This is a genomic window from Type-C symbiont of Plautia stali, assembly GCF_059730935.1.
Genome location: NZ_AP035923.1, coordinates 3,845,803 through 3,862,560 on the forward strand (window position 1 = coordinate 3,845,803; position 16,758 = coordinate 3,862,560).

The 16,758-nt window shown below is 58.6% G+C and carries 15 protein-coding genes; 6 read left to right on the top strand and 9 right to left on the bottom strand.

What is annotated here, in order from left to right:
- Window positions 1–45: 45 nt before the first annotated feature.
- Window positions 46–2,316, bottom strand: a complete 2,271-nt coding sequence (metE, locus tag AC6I7J_RS18110) for a 5-methyltetrahydropteroyltriglutamate--homocysteine S-methyltransferase (RefSeq protein WP_498006344.1) — start codon at window positions 2,314–2,316, stop codon at window positions 46–48.
- Between the two features lie 226 nt (window positions 2,317–2,542).
- On the opposite strand from metE, the gene metR reads away from it, so the two are divergent.
- Both metR and AC6I7J_RS18120 read left to right on the top strand, forming a co-directional pair.
- Window positions 2,543–3,475, top strand: coding sequence for an HTH-type transcriptional regulator MetR (gene metR / locus AC6I7J_RS18115; RefSeq protein ID WP_021506955.1), 933 nt, complete (start codon window positions 2,543–2,545; stop codon window positions 3,473–3,475).
- Window positions 3,476–3,565: 90 nt separating this feature from the next.
- Window positions 3,566–4,048 carry a YehS family protein gene (locus AC6I7J_RS18120; RefSeq protein WP_021506956.1) on the top strand — a complete coding sequence of 161 codons (483 nt, stop codon included), beginning with the start codon at window positions 3,566–3,568 and terminating at the stop codon, window positions 4,046–4,048.
- Here the strand turns inward: AC6I7J_RS18120 and AC6I7J_RS18125 are convergent.
- Entirely contained in the window at window positions 4,045–4,923 is an 879-nt protein-coding gene (locus AC6I7J_RS18125; protein WP_088516577.1) for a carboxylate/amino acid/amine transporter, read from the bottom strand. The genes AC6I7J_RS18120 and AC6I7J_RS18125 overlap by 4 nt on opposite strands.
- Window positions 4,924–5,327: 404 nt before the next feature.
- On the opposite strand from AC6I7J_RS18125, the gene glpT reads away from it, so the two are divergent.
- A complete protein-coding gene (gene glpT / locus AC6I7J_RS18130; protein WP_021506959.1) occupies window positions 5,328–6,668 on the top strand; it encodes a glycerol-3-phosphate transporter in 1,341 nt (446 codons plus the stop codon).
- Window positions 6,669–6,702: 34 nt separating this feature from the next.
- On the opposite strand, the gene yigL is transcribed toward glpT, so the two are convergent.
- Complete coding sequence (gene yigL / locus AC6I7J_RS18135; RefSeq protein WP_058758117.1) at window positions 6,703–7,503, bottom strand: sugar/pyridoxal phosphate phosphatase YigL; 801 nt, start codon at window positions 7,501–7,503, stop codon at window positions 6,703–6,705.
- A 32-nt stretch (window positions 7,504–7,535) separates the two neighbouring features.
- On the bottom strand, window positions 7,536–8,531 hold the full coding sequence (pldB, locus tag AC6I7J_RS18140; RefSeq protein ID WP_498006346.1) for a lysophospholipase L2: 996 nt from the start codon (window positions 8,529–8,531) through the stop codon (window positions 7,536–7,538).
- 103 nt (window positions 8,532–8,634) lie between these two features.
- Here pldB and rhtB point away from each other — a divergent pair, with 103 nt between their 5' ends.
- Entirely contained in the window at window positions 8,635–9,258 is a 624-nt protein-coding gene (rhtB, locus tag AC6I7J_RS18145) for a homoserine/homoserine lactone efflux protein (RefSeq protein ID WP_021506962.1), read from the top strand.
- Between the two features lie 81 nt (window positions 9,259–9,339).
- Here the strand turns inward: rhtB and rhtC are convergent, their stop codons facing one another.
- Genes rhtC through pldA form a run of 3 tightly spaced genes read right to left on the bottom strand, consistent with a single transcriptional unit; the run spans window position 9,340 to window position 12,698 of the window.
- Window positions 9,340–9,963 carry a threonine export protein RhtC gene (gene rhtC / locus AC6I7J_RS18150; protein ID WP_021506963.1) on the bottom strand — a complete coding sequence of 208 codons (624 nt, stop codon included), beginning with the start codon at window positions 9,961–9,963 and terminating at the stop codon, window positions 9,340–9,342.
- Between the two features lie 12 nt (window positions 9,964–9,975).
- Window positions 9,976–11,799 (bottom strand): ATP-dependent DNA helicase RecQ, encoded by a 1,824-nt coding sequence (gene recQ, locus AC6I7J_RS18155; RefSeq protein ID WP_058758115.1) that lies wholly within the window; start codon window positions 11,797–11,799, stop codon window positions 9,976–9,978.
- Window positions 11,800–11,819: 20 nt separating this feature from the next.
- Complete coding sequence (gene pldA / locus AC6I7J_RS18160) at window positions 11,820–12,698, bottom strand: phospholipase A (protein ID WP_021506965.1); 879 nt, start codon at window positions 12,696–12,698, stop codon at window positions 11,820–11,822.
- Between the two features lie 164 nt (window positions 12,699–12,862).
- On the opposite strand from pldA, the gene AC6I7J_RS18165 reads away from it, so the two are divergent.
- Both AC6I7J_RS18165 and rarD read left to right on the top strand, forming a co-directional pair.
- Window positions 12,863–13,333 carry a thioesterase family protein gene (locus AC6I7J_RS18165; protein WP_031279610.1) on the top strand — a complete coding sequence of 157 codons (471 nt, stop codon included), beginning with the start codon at window positions 12,863–12,865 and terminating at the stop codon, window positions 13,331–13,333.
- 43 nt (window positions 13,334–13,376) lie between these two features.
- The gene (gene rarD / locus AC6I7J_RS18170; protein ID WP_058771068.1) at window positions 13,377–14,276 is read left to right on the top strand and encodes an EamA family transporter RarD; all 900 of its coding nucleotides are present in this window, start codon (window positions 13,377–13,379) and stop codon (window positions 14,274–14,276) included.
- On the opposite strand, the gene AC6I7J_RS18175 is transcribed toward rarD, so the two are convergent.
- Complete coding sequence (locus AC6I7J_RS18175; protein WP_150361813.1) at window positions 14,247–15,299, bottom strand: AbrB family transcriptional regulator; 1,053 nt, start codon at window positions 15,297–15,299, stop codon at window positions 14,247–14,249. The two genes, rarD and AC6I7J_RS18175, sit on opposite strands and share 30 nt — an antisense overlap.
- Window positions 15,300–15,516: 217 nt before the next feature.
- Complete coding sequence (gene corA, locus AC6I7J_RS18180; RefSeq protein WP_010617090.1) at window positions 15,517–16,470, bottom strand: magnesium/cobalt transporter CorA; 954 nt, start codon at window positions 16,468–16,470, stop codon at window positions 15,517–15,519.
- Window positions 16,471–16,758: the final 288 nt, after the last annotated feature.

The following is a 16,758-nucleotide window of genomic DNA, read 5'->3' on the forward strand; positions in this document are numbered from 1 at the left end:
GCGCCAGCGCGCCCCAACTCAACAACACAACGTATTATCCTGCCATCAAACGGTTTCGGCGCGCAGCTTCTGCGCCGCTTTCACCATGTTGGCCAGCGCCTGACGCGTTTCACTCCAGCCGCGCGTTTTCAGGCCACAGTCCGGGTTCACCCACAGGCGCTGCTGCGGAATACTCTGCGCCGCTTTGCGCAGCAGATCTTCCATCCACTCCACGCTCGGTACGTTGGGTGAGTGGATGTCATACACGCCCGGCCCGATTTCATTGGGATATTCAAACGCTTTAAACGCATCCAGCAGATCCATATCAGAACGTGAGGTTTCGATAGTGATCACGTCGGCGTCCAGCGCGGCAATCGAATCCATGATGTCGTTGAACTCGCAATAACACATGTGGGTGTGAATCTGCGTCTCGTCCTGCGCCACCGCGGCGTTAAGGCGGAACGCGTCCACCGCCCAGCGCAGATAGGCTGCCCAGTCAGACTGATGCAGCGGCAAGCCTTCACGCAGCGCCGGTTCGTCAATCTGAATGATGCCGATACCGGCTTTTTCCAGGTCCTGCACTTCGTCGCGCAGCGCCAGCGCAATCTGTTTAGCGATGGTTTCGCGCGTCACGTCTTCCCGCGGGAACGACCAGCACAGGATGGTGACCGGTCCGGTCAGCATGCCCTTCACCGGTTTGTCGGTCAGCGACTGCGCATACTTTGCCCACTCGACGGTAATCGGCTGCGGGCGGCTGACGTCCCCGATGATCACCGGCGGCTTAACACAGCGCGAGCCGTAGCTCTGAACCCAGCCGTTCTGGGTGAAAACAAAGCCGTCGAGGTTTTCGCCGAAGTACTCCACCATGTCGTTACGCTCGGCTTCGCCATGCACCAGCACGTCGAGCCCCAGACGCTCCTGCTCCGCAATCGCCTGCCGGATGTGTTCCGCGATACCGGTGCGGTAGTGGCCGCCGTCAATGTTGCCTTTTTTGAAGTCGAGGCGCAGGCCGCGAATCTCGGTGGTCTGCGGGAAAGAACCGATGGTGGTGGTGGGCCACGCCGGCAGGTTAAAGCGCTGACGCTGCGCCTGAGTACGCACGGTGTAGCTGCTGTTGCGCTCAGTGTCTCTGGCCTGGATTTGCGCCAGACGCTGCGCCACGGCGGGATTATGCACGCGAGCAGAATTTGCCCGGGCACGAATCGGCGCGCTCCAGGCGTGCAGCGCAGCGGCATCGTGCTGGTTCAGTGCCTGACTCAGCAGCGACAGCTCCGTACACTTCTGTAACGCAAAGGCGAACCAGCTTTTTACCTCGTCGTCGAGGCGGTTTTCCACGCTCAGGTCAATGGGGCTGTGCAGTAGTGAACAGGAAGATCCAATCCACAGCTGCTGACGCTGGCCAAGCAGTGGCTGCAGGCGCTCATACCAGCGGGTGAGATCGGCGCGCCAGACGTTACGGCCATTGATCACCCCCAGCGACAGCAGCCAGTCCGCCGGGATCTGCTGGTTGAGCTGCTGAAGATCGTCTTTGCCGTGCACCAGGTCCACGTGCAGGCCCTGCACCGGCAGCGTTTTGATGACATCAAGATTCTGACCAATGCTGTCAAAGTAGGTGGTCAGCAGCAGTTTCACTTCGCCCTGTAGCGCGTCGTAAGCCGGTTTAAACGCCTCGCGCCACGCCTGCGGCAGTTCCAGCGCCAGCGCCGGCTCATCAATCTGCACCCATTCGATGCCGCGCTGACGCAGTTCTGCCAGCACCTGACGGTACACCGGCAGAATGGCCTGCAGCAGCGACAGGCGGTCAAAGGCGTCACCTTTCACCTTACCCAGCCACAAATAGGTCACCGGCCCCAGCAGCACCGGTTTGATGGTGTGGCCGAGCGCCAGCGCTTCATCCACCTCGTCCAGCAGTTGCGTCCAGCTGAGACGGAACTGCTGACCCTGGGTAAATTCCGGCACGATGTAGTGATAGTTGGTGTTAAACCATTTGGTCATCTCTGCCGCCGCCGCAGGCTCACCGCTGGGCGCCCGACCGCGACCGATACGGAACAGGGTGTCGAGGTCAATCGAGCCGTCTTTATTCTGGTGCCGTGCCGGTACGTTACCGAGCAGCAGGCTGGTGGTCAGCACGTGATCGTACCAGGCAAAATCGCCGACCGGCAGCAGATCAACACCGGCGTCTTTCTGCTGCTGCCAGTGACGGGCGCGCAGTTCACGACCCACCGCCAGCAGTTCGTCCTGTGAGCTGTTCCCGGCCCAGTAGCTTTCCTGCGCTTTTTTCAGTTCGCGGCGCAGTCCGACGCGAGGGAAACCGAGAGTATGGTTCAGAATGGTCATGTGAGATTCTCCAGAAGTTATTCGCTGTGCGACAGTCGCAGCAACCGATTTACGTTCATCCAGCGGGCAATCCTGCCGTGCGCTGAGCGTATTAGCTGGACAAAGGTAAAGTGGCCGTCGCGTCTGACTGAGATGTTTAGCCGTCCAGATGTTTACACCGCTATAATCTGCGGGTACTGTATGTGTCTCAAGCGCAATTTGTTCAATCTCGATGTGAAGGACTCTCATGATCGAACTCAAACACCTGCGGACGCTGCAGGCGTTACGGCACACCGGCTCGCTGGCTGCCGCCGCCGCCCAGCTTCATCAGACGCAATCGGCGTTGTCTCACCAGTTCAGCGACCTGGAACAGCGGCTGGGCTTCCGGCTGTTCGTGCGTAAGAGCCAGCCGCTCCGTTTTACGCCGCAGGGAGAGATTCTGTTGCAGCTGGCGGAGCAGATTCTGCCGCAGATCCAGCAGGCGCTGCAGGCCTGTCATGAGCCGCATCAGACCACGTTGCGCATCGCTATCGAATGCCACAGCTGCATCCAGTGGCTGACACCGGCCCTGAACAATTTCCGTCAGAGCTGGCCGCAGGTAGTGATGGACTTCAAATCCGGCGTGACCTTTGATCCGCAGCCGGCGCTGCAGCAGGGCGAACTGGACGTGGTGCTGACGTCCGATATTCTGCCGCGCAGCGGTTTGTTCTATGCGCCGATGTTTGATTTTGAGGTGCGGCTGGTGCTGGCGCCGGATCACCGCCTGGCGCAGCTGGCCCACATCACGCCGGAAGATTTGGCCGATGAGGTGCTGATGATCTATCCGGTACAGCGTCAGCGGCTGGACGTGTGGCGTAACTTCTTACAGCCAGCCGGCGTCAGCCCGGCGCTGAAGAGCGTGGATAATACGCTGCTGCTGATCCAGATGGTGTCGGCCGGCATGGGCATTGCCGCGCTGCCGCACTGGGTGGTAGAGAGCTTTGAGCACCAGGGGCTGGTGGTGACACGCACGCTGGGCGACGGATTGTGGAGCCGTTTATACGCGGCGATGCGCGACGGCGAGCAGCGGCAGCCGGTGCTGGAGGCCTTTGTGCGCTTTGCCCGTCAGCACGCCTGCGAACACCTGCCTTATGTGCGCGATGCCTCGCGCCCCGGTTCCCTGCAGCCGGTCTCGTCCTGATGCCGCGGGCGGCCAATGTCGCCCGTGCTGTTATCCCCGCCCTGCCTGCTCTATAATGCGCCGCCTTAACCGCTACCGGAGAGTTTCACCATGACCAATAACGATGTGCTGCGCAGCGTGCGCTATATGCTGGATTTGAGCGACAGCAAAGTGGTGGAGATTTTTGCGCTGGCGGGCAGTGAAGTACCGCGTGAAGATGTGCAGGCGTGGCTGAAGAAAGATGACGATGAAGCGTTTCGTAAACTGCCGGATGTGCTGATGGGCTACTTCCTCAACGGTCTGATTTTCTACCGTCGCGGCAAAAGCGAAGACGCGCCGGCCCCGTCGGTTGAGCGCCGCATGAACAATAATATCTTTCTCAAGAAGTTACGCATCGCCTTCGCGCTGAAAACCACCGATATCCCGGATATCTTATTGAAGGCTAACTTCAAGGTGTCACAGGCTGAGATCGGCGCGATTTTCCGTAATCCGGATCATAAAAATTATCGCGAGTGCGGTGACCAGATTCTGCGTAACTTCCTGAAAGGCTTAACGCTGATTCAGCGGCCATCGACACCCGCGAAAAAAAGCTAAGCGCCTGAACTGCCGCTTTTGGCCGTGTGTCCCAGTACCCAGCGTTTATGCACGTACAGGGACGCAAAAATCACTATCGCCCCGGCGATAAAGCTCGGCCAGTGCGGCTTCTCCTGCCAGATCGCCAGGTTCACCAGTAATCCTGCCGGCACGTGCATGTTGTTCATAATGCCCAGCGTCCCGGCATCGACCTGGGTCGCGCCGTAGTTCCACATGAAGTAACCCAGCCCGGACGCGGCCACGCCCAGCCATACCAGCACACCCCACTGCAGCGTGGTGGTCGGCAGCTTGTGCGGATTGCCCCAGATGCACCAGGCGATCACCGCGATCAGCACTGCGCCGAGATAGAACCACGAGAACGCGGTGTGCTGCGGCATCGGGCGCACTTCCTGCAGGCGCTTATAGCCCACCATGCCAATCGCAAAGCAGATGTTAGCCGCCTGCACCAGCAGCAGTCCGAACCAGAAATCATCGCTGACTTTGTCGTAGCGGATAATGGCCGCACCGAGCACCGCCAGCAGCGCGCTAAAGGCATAGCCAATGCGCAGCGGGCGCTTGCTGAGCAGGTCATAAATCAGCGTGACATACAGCGGCGTCATCACCGTAAACAGCAGAAATTCCGGCACGCTGAGATAGAGATAAGCCTCGAAGCTGATCAGATACATAATGCCTAATTGCAGCATGCCCACCAGCATATAGAGCAGCAACGTTGAAGCGCGGTAACCGCGCCAGCGCAGAAACGGCAGAAAGACCAGCGCCGCCAGGCCTAAACGCATCAGCACCGAGAACCAGGTATCCACCTGCCCCGCCAGATACTCCCCGATTAAACTAAAAGAAAAAGCCCACAGAATGGTGGTAACGATCAGCAACAGCACGGTTATGCATCCTAAAGTTCAACACTGGCGCTAGTGTAAACAAACTACAGCGCGCTGGCGGGATAATCTGGTTGACATGTGATGAAATTAAACACGATAGCATCTTCACTGCCCGGTCAGCAGGCACGTGTTCGCATGGCAGGTTGACCGACGGGCGGCGATTTTTATGAGGCAGCGCGCCCTTTTCTCTGGCACAAATGCGCGAAATCCAACATTTGCTGGTTTATATCGCTCTTTATTGTCATAAAACTGTAACATATGTGTCACACGTCACAGTAACTGCGCGTAACCATCACTATTCTGTGCGCGAAATGGAAAGGTTGCTTTCTGTTCGCTGTCGTACTTTTTTTTGCCCCAACCTGCTGGGAATCGATAACTATATTGCGCCCTGGAGGGCCATTCTGATGTTGAGTATTTTTAAACCTGCACCACACCAGCCCCAGGTGGCGGACGATCGCGTCGATCCGCTCTATCGTCGTCTGCGCTGGCAGATCTTCTTCGGCATTTTCTTTGGCTACGCCGCCTATTATCTGGTGCGCAAAAACTTTGCGCTGGCGATGCCTTACCTGGTCGAACAGGGCTTTTCCCGTGGCGACCTTGGCTTTGCCCTCTCCGGCATCTCCATCGCCTACGGTTTTTCCAAATTCATCATGGGATCGGTCTCGGATCGCTCCAACCCGCGGGTATTTTTGCCCGCCGGCCTGATTCTCGCCGCCGCCGTGATGCTGGTGATGGGCTTCGTGCCATGGGCAACCTCGAGCATCATGGTGATGTTCGTGCTGCTGTTTCTGTGTGGCTGGTTCCAGGGCATGGGCTGGCCACCGTGCGGACGCACCATGGTGCACTGGTGGTCGCAGAAAGAGCGCGGCGGCATTGTGTCGGTATGGAACTGCGCGCACAACGTGGGTGGCGGCATTCCTCCGCTGCTGTTCCTGCTCGGCATGGCGTGGTTTAACGACTGGAAAGCTGCGCTCTATATGCCGGCGTTTGGTGCCATCCTCGTCGCCATCATCGCTTTTGCGCTGATGCGCGATACGCCGCAGTCGTGCGGGCTGCCGCCGATTGAGGCATGGAAGAATGACTATCCGCCGGATTACAGCGAGAACCACGAACAGGAGCTGACGGCGAAGCAGATTTTCATGCAGTACGTGCTGCCGAATAAGCTGCTGTGGTACATCGCGCTGGCCAACGTATTCGTTTATCTGCTGCGCTACGGCATCCTCGACTGGTCACCGACCTATCTGAAAGAGGTGAAGCACTTCACGCTGGATAAATCCTCGTGGGCCTATTTCCTGTACGAATACGCCGGGATTCCGGGCACGCTGCTGTGCGGCTGGATGTCGGACAAGGTATTCCGCGGCAATCGCGGCGCCACCGGGGTATTTTTCATGACGCTGGTGACCATCGCCACCATCATTTACTGGCTGAACCCGCCGGGCAATCCGGGCATAGATATGATCTGCATGATCGTCATTGGCTTCCTGATCTACGGTCCGGTGATGCTGATTGGTCTGCACGCGCTGGAGCTGGCACCGAAAAAAGCGGCCGGCACTGCGGCAGGCTTTACCGGTCTGTTCGGCTATCTCGGCGGATCGGTGGCAGCCAGTGCGATTGTCGGTTACACCGTGGATTTCTTCGGCTGGGACGGCGGTTTCTTAGTGATGATTGTCGGATCGGTGCTGGCGGTGGTGTTACTGCTGCTGACCATGGTCAGCGAGCATCGCCACAAGCAGCAGCAGGCATAATCTGAGCGGGCCGGTGCATACCGGCCCGTTTTATTCAGGCGAGGAATAATTTACGCAGCGTCTGCGGCACCGCGTCGTCGGCGTTGCTGCCAATCACTTCCAGCGTCGGCAGGGTATCTTTCAGGCGCTGATGGGCGTTACGCATGATGCAGCCTTTGCCCGCCATACTCAGCATCTCGACATCATTCATGCCGTCGCCAAACGCGATGCACTCTTTCAGCGAATAGCCAAGCTGTTTCGCCACCGCTTCCAGCGCGTGCCCTTTCGAGACGCCGCCAGCCATCACTTCCAGACAGGTGGGCAGCGAGAAACTGACGTTAACCCGGTCACCCCAGCGCGCTTCAATCGCCTGTTCCAGCGGAACCAGATGCTCCGGATCGTCGCAGGTGAAGAACACTTTGCTGATGCCATCGGTGGCCAGCATGCCGGGCTGATACACCTGATAGGTGAACACCGATTCCTGGAAAAACTCCGCTTCCTGCGGATTATGGCGGCTGATGTGCCACTCATCGTCGCGGTAAACGTGCGTCAGGATTTTCTCATCGTGATACTTCAGGCCATACAGCTCGCTGGCGATATCGCTGTCCAGATTGTGGCTGAACACCAGTTCGCCGTCGGCGTTGTGCACGCGCGCGCCGTTTGAGGTGATCATATACGCCGGAATGCCGAGCTTATCGCGCATCTGACCGACGTCGATGTAGTGGCGTCCGGTGGCAAAAATAAAATGCACATCGCGCGCCACCAGTTCCTGTAGCGTGGTGCGGGCAAACGGCGTCAGACGATGTTGCGGAGAAAGCAGCGTGCCATCCAGGTCGGATGCAACGATGTGGTACATGTAGGCCTCTGGTATTGATGTCTAAGAATATATTAGTCACGGTGGCGCTGATAAAAGTCGACCACCGCATTGAGCGCTTCGGCGCGCATGGCGTCTGTTTCAAACAGGATCTCGTGACGCGCGCCCTGAATGATGTAAGGCGTGGTGCCTTCCACCGCATGTCCCGCTGCCGCCATGGCTTCACAGAACAGATTCTGCGCGCGGTTATCCACCACGTCGTCTTCACTGGCCTGCAGCAGCAGAATCGGTGTCGTAATCTGCGCCACCTGATTAAGGATATGGCGTCCGGCCTGAATCCCTTCCCGCACCCAGTGATAGGTGGGGCCGCCGACGCGAATCGCCGGATCGTCAGCGTAAAAGCGCAGATTGCGACGATAGCGTTCGCGACTGTGCGTCAGCCGGTTAATGCCAAACGGGCTGGCGCGCCAGCGTCCGGTGCCCAGCGCGTAGCCGTCGCGCAGCGCGGGCAGCTTTTCCGCCCAGTCGAGAATACGGTGCGCCAGAAACGGCGGCAGCGGCAGCACGATACCAAACATCGGCGCACAAAACACCGCCGCGTGGAAGGCCTGCGGCTGACGCGCCAGAAACAGCGCCACAATTGCGCCGCCCATCGAGTGCGCCAGCACGTAGCGCTGCTGATAGTGATGGCTGACCATCTCTTTCAGATACAGCGTTTCCAGATCGTCGACATAATCGCTGAACTCCACCACGTGACCGCGATGCGAATCGGCCAGCAGCCGGTCTGAACGCCCCTGACCGCGATGGTCGATAATCACCACATCGTAGCCGCAGTGGAACAGGTCATAGGCCAGCTCGGGGTATTTGATGTAGCTTTCAATGCGTCCGGGCACAATCAGGATGACACGCCGGTGTTGCGGTGAGGTGAAGCGCACATAGCGAATGGTCAGATTGCCCACGCCGCTGAATTCACACTCTTCACGCTGACGCCAGAAGTCGAGCAGCGGACCGGTAGCAAAGGCTGAAAAAGCGTGCTCACGTCCGAGCCAACTCTGTTTATGCTGCTGCATCCGTCCCCCTGAAAAAACGTCAAACGCGGCTCTGCACTTAATAGCGCAGCGCGATTTTCTGGCGTATTGTGTCACACTTCACTCTCTTCAGGGAATGTCACCCATGACCATTGAATGGTGGTTAACCTACCTGTTAACCACGACCATCCTCAGCCTCTCGCCCGGTTCCGGCGCGATCAACACCATGAGCACCGGCATCAGCCACGGCTATCGCGGTGCGGCAGCCTCAATTACCGGATTACAGCTGGGTCTTGCCGTGCATATTGTGCTGGTGGGCGCCGGTCTGGGCGCGCTGTTTTCGCAGTCGGTGCTGGCGTTTGAGGTACTGAAATGGGCGGGCGCGGCCTATCTGGTGTGGCTTGGCATTCAGCAGTGGCGCTCAGCGGGCGGAATCGATCTCAATGCGGTGGCCAAAGCGATGCCGCGTCGTCGTCTGTTTCAGCGCGCGCTGCTGGTGAATCTCACCAATCCGAAGAGCATTGTGTTTCTCGCCGCGCTGTTTCCGCAGTTTATCGTGCCGCACCAGCCGCAGCTGATGCAGTATCTGGTGCTCGGCGTGACCACCATCGTGGTCGACATCATTGTGATGATTGGTTACGCCACGCTGGCGACGCGCATCGCTGGCTGGATCAAAGGTCCGAAGCAGATGAAGCTGCTGAACCGGGTGTTTGGTGGCTTGTTTATGGCGGTCGGCGCACTGCTGGCCAGCGCACGTAAAATGGCGTAACGATTTGCACTGATCGTAGCGGCACGCTTTATCGCGCCCAGTTGAAACGCGCAATAAATTGCGCCGCTACGGTTCGGGATGTTATCGGGAGATGATGAGGTGAATACCAAATCCGGCAAACAGCACGCCCGCCATACCGTCCACCCACTTCGCCATCCGCTGATACTTATCGCGCATCCACGGCAGGGCAAAAATCGCCGCCACCAGGGTAAACCAGGCAAAGGTTTCACCGACGATCAGCAGGAACAGGCCCCAGCGCTCAATCGCGCCCACATCGTTGCCCACGAACAATGAAAACACACTGCCGAAGTAGATGATGGCTTTCGGGTTAGACAGGTTGGTGAGAAACCCTTTGAGGAAGCTCATACCACGCTTTGGCAGCTCAACCACCGGCGCTTCCGTATGAGGTTGCTTGTGACGCTGACGCGCCGAGCGCAGCAGCTGCCAGCCCATCCACAGCAGATACAGACCGCCACCGACCATAATGATTTCATGCAGCCACGCCATTTTTTCCAGAATCAGATGCAGGCCCATCAGCGCGACACCGGCCCAAATCACAATCCCCAGCGTAATGCCGAGCACGCCCATCATCGCTTCTTTGCGCGAGCGGCTGGCGGCGGTCTGTGAGACAAAAAAGAAGTCCGGTCCCGGACTCATCAGCGCAACCAGATGCACCAGCGCGACGGTGGCAAATAACATCAGCATGGTTTATTTCCCTTATTCTTCATCAAGATGTTCTTTGATCATCAGCAGGAACGGCTTACCGAAGCGCTCCAGTTTGCGATGACCGACCCCGTTCACGCTCAGCATCTCTGAAGCGCTGACCGGCATTTGTTCTGCCATTTCAATCAGCGTGGCGTCGTTAAACACCACGTAAGGCGGAATATTCTCTTCGTCGGCGATGGCTTTACGCAGCTTACGCAGCTTGGCGAACAGCTTGCGATCGTAATTGCCGCCGTAGACTTTTGGCGCGCTGCTGCGGCTTTTCACCGTCACGGTGCGCGGTACCGCCAGCATCAGCGGCACTTCAGCACGCAGCACCGGGCGCGCGGCCTCGGTGAGCTGCAGCGCCGAGTGCATGGCGATGTTTTGCGTCACCATGCCCAGATGGATCAGCTGGCGCAGCACGCTGACCCAGTGCTCCTGACTCTGCTCGCGCCCGAGGCCGTACACCGGCAGTTTGTCGTGGCCGTTATCACGGATGCGCTGGTTGGTTGAGCCGCGCAAAACTTCAACAATATAGCTCATCCCAAAACGCTGCCCGGTACGATAAATGCCCGACAGCGCTTTTTGCGCTTCGACCAGGCCGTCATAGCGACGCGGCGGATCGAGGCAGATATCGCAGTTGCCGCACGGCTGCTGGCGACCTTCACCAAAGTAGTTAAGCAGCACCAGACGACGGCAGGTTTGCGCCTCGGCAAACGCGCCCATGGCGTTGAGTTTGTGGCGTTCAATATCCTGCAGCGGCCCGGGCGCTTTCTCTTCCAGGCACTTACGCAGCCACGCCATGTCGGCCGGGTCGTACAGCATCATCGCTTCCGCCGGCAGACCATCACGCCCGGCGCGGCCGGTCTCCTGATAGTAGGATTCGATATTGCGCGGAATGTCGAAGTGCACCACAAAACGCACGTTGGGCTTGTTGATGCCCATGCCGAACGCCACGGTCGCGACCACGATTTGCAAATCGTCACGCTGAAAGGCTTCCTGCACGCGTGCGCGCTGCTCGCTGTCAATGCCGGCATGATAAGCGCCAACGCTGATACCGCGACTCTGCAGACGCGCAGCGGTGTCTTCCACTTTGGCGCGGCTGTTACAGTAGATGATGCCGCTTTTGCCGCGCTGATCCTGCACATAGCGCAGCAGCTGCTCGGTAGGCTTGAACTTCTCCACCAGCGTGTAGCGAATGTTAGGACGGTCAAAACTGCTGATCTGAATCAGCGGATCGTGCATCTGCAGCAGATGCACGATGTCGTTACGCGTGGCTTCATCGGCGGTGGCGGTCAGCGCCATCACCGGCAGCTGCGGAATGCGCTGGCGCAGCTGACCGAGCGCGCCATATTCCGGACGGAAATCGTGGCCCCACTGCGAAATACAGTGCGCTTCATCGACGGCCAGCATCACCGGATTCCAGTGCTGCAGGGTGTCGAGGAAGTTATCCATCATCAGACGTTCCGGCGCGATGTACAGCAGCCGCAGTTTGCCGCTGCGGCAGTCCGCAAACACCTGCTGCTGCTGCTCACGCGTCTGCGTCGAGTTAAGGCACGCCGCCGCCACGCCGTTCGCCAGCAGCTGATCGACCTGATCTTTCATCAGTGAAATCAGCGGCGAAACCACCAGCGTCAGCCCTTCGCGCACCAGCGCCGGGATTTGATAGCACAGCGATTTGCCGCCGCCGGTCGGCATCACCACCAGGCAGTCGCGCCCTGACAGCGCGGTTTCGATGATGGTTTGTTGACCCGGACGGAACTGCTGATAGCCGAAGGTATCCTGTAATACCTGCTGCGCCAGCATTTCCTGATTAAGCACTGCCGATGTTGCCACGGTAATCCTGTTTTGACTGGTTAGAACAGATCGTTAAGCGTTACGCCGACGCCAAGACGCGTCTGGCGATGGTTATAGTCAATAAGGGATTCACCATAACCGCTGAACAGCTGCGTGTAAAAGCGTACGTGTTCAGAAATCGGATAGCTCCACGCGAAGGTTGCACCGCCGTAGCCGCTATTCCAGTTGTAATTGCCTTCCACGCTGAAAATGCTGTCGCCGAGCATATAGCCCAGCTTCGCGCGGTAGTAGCCCATGTATTTGGTGATGTCCGGGTTATCGTCGTTGCTGGCACTTTCCGGCAGACGATACCAGGGTTTGATTTCCGCCAGGAAGTTGCCATTCTCCGCCATCAGACGGGCGTAAGCGCGGTTCCAGCTGCGTGACGTGGGATCGCTACGGCCATTTGACTGATGATTCAGACCCAGCTCGACGTCGCGTAATGTCCAGCCGCCCAGTGAATAATCGGTGGCCCAGCCGAGAAAAATCTGCGGCTCATAGTTGGTTTCACGAAACGGTGATGAAGCCCCCCGGTTCGACAACTGCCACCAGGAGCGCTGAGTATACGACGCGGCCAGCACCGAGTTGTCACCCAAAATGCCGCGCCACAGCGGAAACGCCAGGCTGAGCTGGAATTTTACTTCATCCTTTTTCGCTTTGTCTGCCCAGTTGTAAGAGGAAATCGCCTCTTTATTCATGTCGCTGGTGTAGGTGTAAAGCAGATAGTTATTTTCATAGGGATAAAGCACGAATGGGTTATCGTGTTTTTCCAGCAGGTTAGCGATAATACTGCCCTTCACTGCTGGTGCGTCATGAACCTCTTTCACGGTGGCTTCATCGGCCTGCGCCAGCGCAGGAACCATAAATGCCGCGGCCAGCAAGGCGTACTGCTTACGCATAGAATTCTCCAGAGCGCTGCAAAAGTTATCGTCGGGCGACGGTTCAAAAAGCACGCCATTCTACACGCAAACCCGGTGGTTGATTAGCGCGGATTTCTGAAACTGGAAAGCGGCGCGAACGCGGCATAATATACACAATTCTTTAACATCTTAAGGCAGGAAAAATGTCATCCCCGATGCTGACACAGCAGGAAGCGCGCCGGCTGATTGGCGAAATTTTTGTCTATCACATGCCGTTTAATCAGGCACTGGGCCTTGAGCTGGATCGCCTTGAAGCCGATTACGCCGAACTCGGCTTTGCCAATAAAACCATGCTGGTGGGTAACGCCGCGCAGCAGATTCTGCACGGTGGCGTGATTGCCTCAGTGCTGGATGTTGCCGCCGGGCTGGTGTGCGTCAGCCATGCGCTGTCGCGCCAGCAGAGCATCAGCGAAGAGGAGCTGCGTCAGCGCCTGTCGCGCATGGGCACCATTGATATGCGCGTCGACTACCTGCGCCCGGGCCGCGGCGAGCGCTTTGTCGCCACCAGCAGCCTGCTGCGCGCCGGGAATAAAGTCGCGGTAGCGCGCGTCGAATTGCACAATCAGCAGGGCGATTACATCGCCACTGCGACTGCGACCTATCTTATTGGGTAATCTCACGCGGCCTGCGACACTCGCCGCTTTTCTGGAATAGATGATGGATACGCAACAAACGCGTCAGGGCATTTTTTATGCGCTGGGCGCTTACTTTATCTGGGGCATCGCGCCGGCCTATTTCAAGCTGGTCAAAGAGGTGCCACCGACAGAAATTATGACCCACCGTGTGATTTGGTCGGCCCTGTTTATGCTGGGGCTGATTACCCTGAGCCGCAGCTGGCGTCAGGTACGCAGCGTGCTGGCCCAGCCGAAAAAAGTGCTGCTGCTGGCGCTGACCGCACTGACCATCGGCGGCAACTGGCTGCTGTTTATCTGGGCGGTGAATAATCAGCATATGCTGGAGGCCAGCCTCGGCTACTTTATCAACCCACTGATTAACGTGGTGTTTGGCATGCTATTTCTGCGTGAGCGCTTCCGCCGTCTGCAGTGGCTGGCGGTGCTGCTGGCGGCCACCGGCGTGCTGGTGCAGCTGTGGCAGTTCGGTTCGCTGCCGATCATCGGTCTCGGCCTGGCGCTGAGCTTCGCGCTGTACGGGCTGGTGCGCAAGAAGATTCAGGTTGATGCACAGAGCGGTATGCTGATTGAAACCGCGTGGCTGTTCCCGCTGGCGGCCATCTATCTGTTTGGCTTTGCTGACAGCGCCACCAGCCACCTCAGCGCTAATCCGCTCAGCCTGAACCTCAAGCTGATCGCCGCCGGCATCATTACCACCATTCCGCTGATGCTGTTTGCCGCCGCCTGCGCGCGCCTGCGCCTGTCGACGGTCGGTTTCTTTCAGTATCTGGGGCCGACGCTGATGTTCCTGCTGGCGGTGCTGTTTTACGGTGAGAGCCTGACGCCGGATAAAATGGTGACCTTCGGCTTCATCTGGCTGGCGCTGGCGATCTTCATTCTGGACGCGCTGCTGTTTTCAGCCCGCACGCGCGTGCGCATAGCGTGAGATAAAACGGGCCATCGCCGGGCCGGTGAGCAGAATGGTAAACAGACGCAGCGTCTGCAGCGCCATGACAAACGCGATATCGACCCGGCTGCCAGCAGCAATAATTGCCACCGTATCCAGCCCGCCCGGGCTGGTTGCCAGATAAGCGGTCATCAGATCGACGTGCAGCACGCGCGTCAGCATCCACGCCAGCCCCCCGCACAACAGCATCAGGCCGATAATCGAGGCGATCATTTGCGGCAGCGTGCGCAGCGCCAGCAAAAAGATCGGCCGGGTAAAGCGCAGGCCAACGCTCCAGCCGATCAGCGCATAGGCCAGTGCCAGCAGCCACTCCGGCACCTGCAGCGTCGCGACCCCCGTTCCGTGCAGCGTGGCACCCATCAGCGCCGGCAGCAGCAGCGCGCCGGACGGGATACGCAGTTTCTGCCCCAGCCACGCACCCGCCACCATCACCAGCAGCGTCAGCGCGAAGCCACTGTGCAGCGGCGGCAGCCAGACAATGTGGGCGGCGGCACCGCTGCTGCCAAGGCCGATGCGGGCCACCACGGCCGCCGCGGTGGCGACAAACAGTACGCGCAGATATTGCATAAACGCCACCAGCCGCACGTCGGCGCCGAAATCACCCGCCATCGCCACCATTGCGGACGCGCCGCCCGGCGACGATCCCCACGCGCCGGTCGGTCCCGGCAGCGAGCTAAAGCGCACCAGCAGAAAACCGGACAGCCCGCTGGCCGCCAGCGTCAGCAGCAGCACCGCCAGCACCACCGGCCAGTCATCGAGCAGCGGTGAGAGGATCGCTGGCGACAGGCTCTGGCCGATCATGCAGCCCAGCACCGCCTGCGCCAGCACGAACAGCCGTTTGTCGATGCGCACGGTTGCGCCGCTCAGCCCCATAATGGTACCGACAATCATCGGACCGAGCAGCAGTGCGGCCGGCAGGTGCAATAGCTGCAGCAGGCAGCCCAGCACCAGCGAAGCCGTCAGCAGCAGCGCCCACTGCTGCCGCAAAGAGAAACGCGCCATAAGGTGGAAATCAGAAAGTGAGTTGAGGCAACAGGTTAGCAGATTAGCGCTGGCGCGTCAGGGGTAAGGCCACGGATAGCGATGGAGACGGTCGTCATGAATGACGACCCTACGACGGCCTGGCAGGTTGAACAGAACGCGCGCGTGAAGTTAACGGTATGTATGCATAATCGGTGCGTTAACCCGTAGGGTGCGCATTAATGCGCACCAGGTAAACTTACAGCCAGTTCTTCCGTTTGAAATAGAGATACGGCGCCAGCCCGGCGAGAATCATCAGGCCAATCGCACCGGGATAACCAAAGCTCCACTTCAGCTCCGGCATAAACTCAAAGTTCATGCCGTAGCTGGAGGCCACCAGCGTTGGCGGCAGGAACACCACGGACACCACCGAGAAGATTTTGATAATGCGGTTCTGCTCGATGTTAATAAAGCCCATCGCCGCCTGCATCAGGAAGTTAACCTTCTGGAACAGCGATTCGTTGTGCGGCAGCAGCGATTCGATGTCGCGCAGGATCTCGCGCGCCTGCTCCAGCTGATTGCCCGGCAGCCGCGCTTTTCGCACCAGGAAGTTCAGCGCACGCTGGGTATCCATCAGACACAGGCGTACTTTCCAGCCGATATCTTCCAGCTCCGCCAGGCGCGACAGCGCGTCGTCGTACTCTTCGCCCTGCTGCCCTTCCATGATCACGCGGCTGAGTTTTTCCAGCGCGCTATAGATGTTCTCGATCTCATCCGCCAGCTGCTCGATTTTGGTTTCGAACAGATCGAGCAGCAGCTCGTAGGCGTTGCCGTCGGTCAGTTGCTGATTGCGCGCGCGCATGCGGTACAGGCGGAACGCCGGCAGCTCACGCTCGCGCAGTGTGTACAGGCGATCTTCGCGGATGGTAAACGCCACGGTGGAGTTGCCGGCGTGATCTTCAGCATCTTCAAAAAAGAAAAAGGAGTGGATGTGCAGGCCGTCTTCGTCTTCGAAGAAACGCGCCGAGGCCTCAATGTCCTCCAGTTCGGGACGCGTTGCCAGGCTCTGCCCCAGTTCCGACTGCACGCGCTCACGCTCGCTGTCGTCCGGCTCGATCAGATCGACCCACACCGAGGTGTTGAGTTTGTCGTTGTTGTCTTCCAGCTCGATGCGCGTCAGGCGATCGCGCTCCAGTTTAAATGCGCTCAGCATAGCAATACTCCCCATTGCAGACGACATGGGACAAGGCGGTGAACCGCAGTGCTGCTGGCACCACGGGCACGGCAAAGCCTGAACGCGGAAACTTTCGCTTCAAGGGTAAATCAGTGCTGACTCGTGCGACGGGATCAAAAAGGGAGGTCGCTGATAACCGCTAAGGCTACCCGCGTTAAAGAGGTAGCCTTAGAAATTGTCCCTGTTAACCAGGGTATAGAGCCAGCATCGACTGGGCGCGTCCAAGGCATTGTCCTCTCATGATAATAGTGCGCGCATGTTACGCTG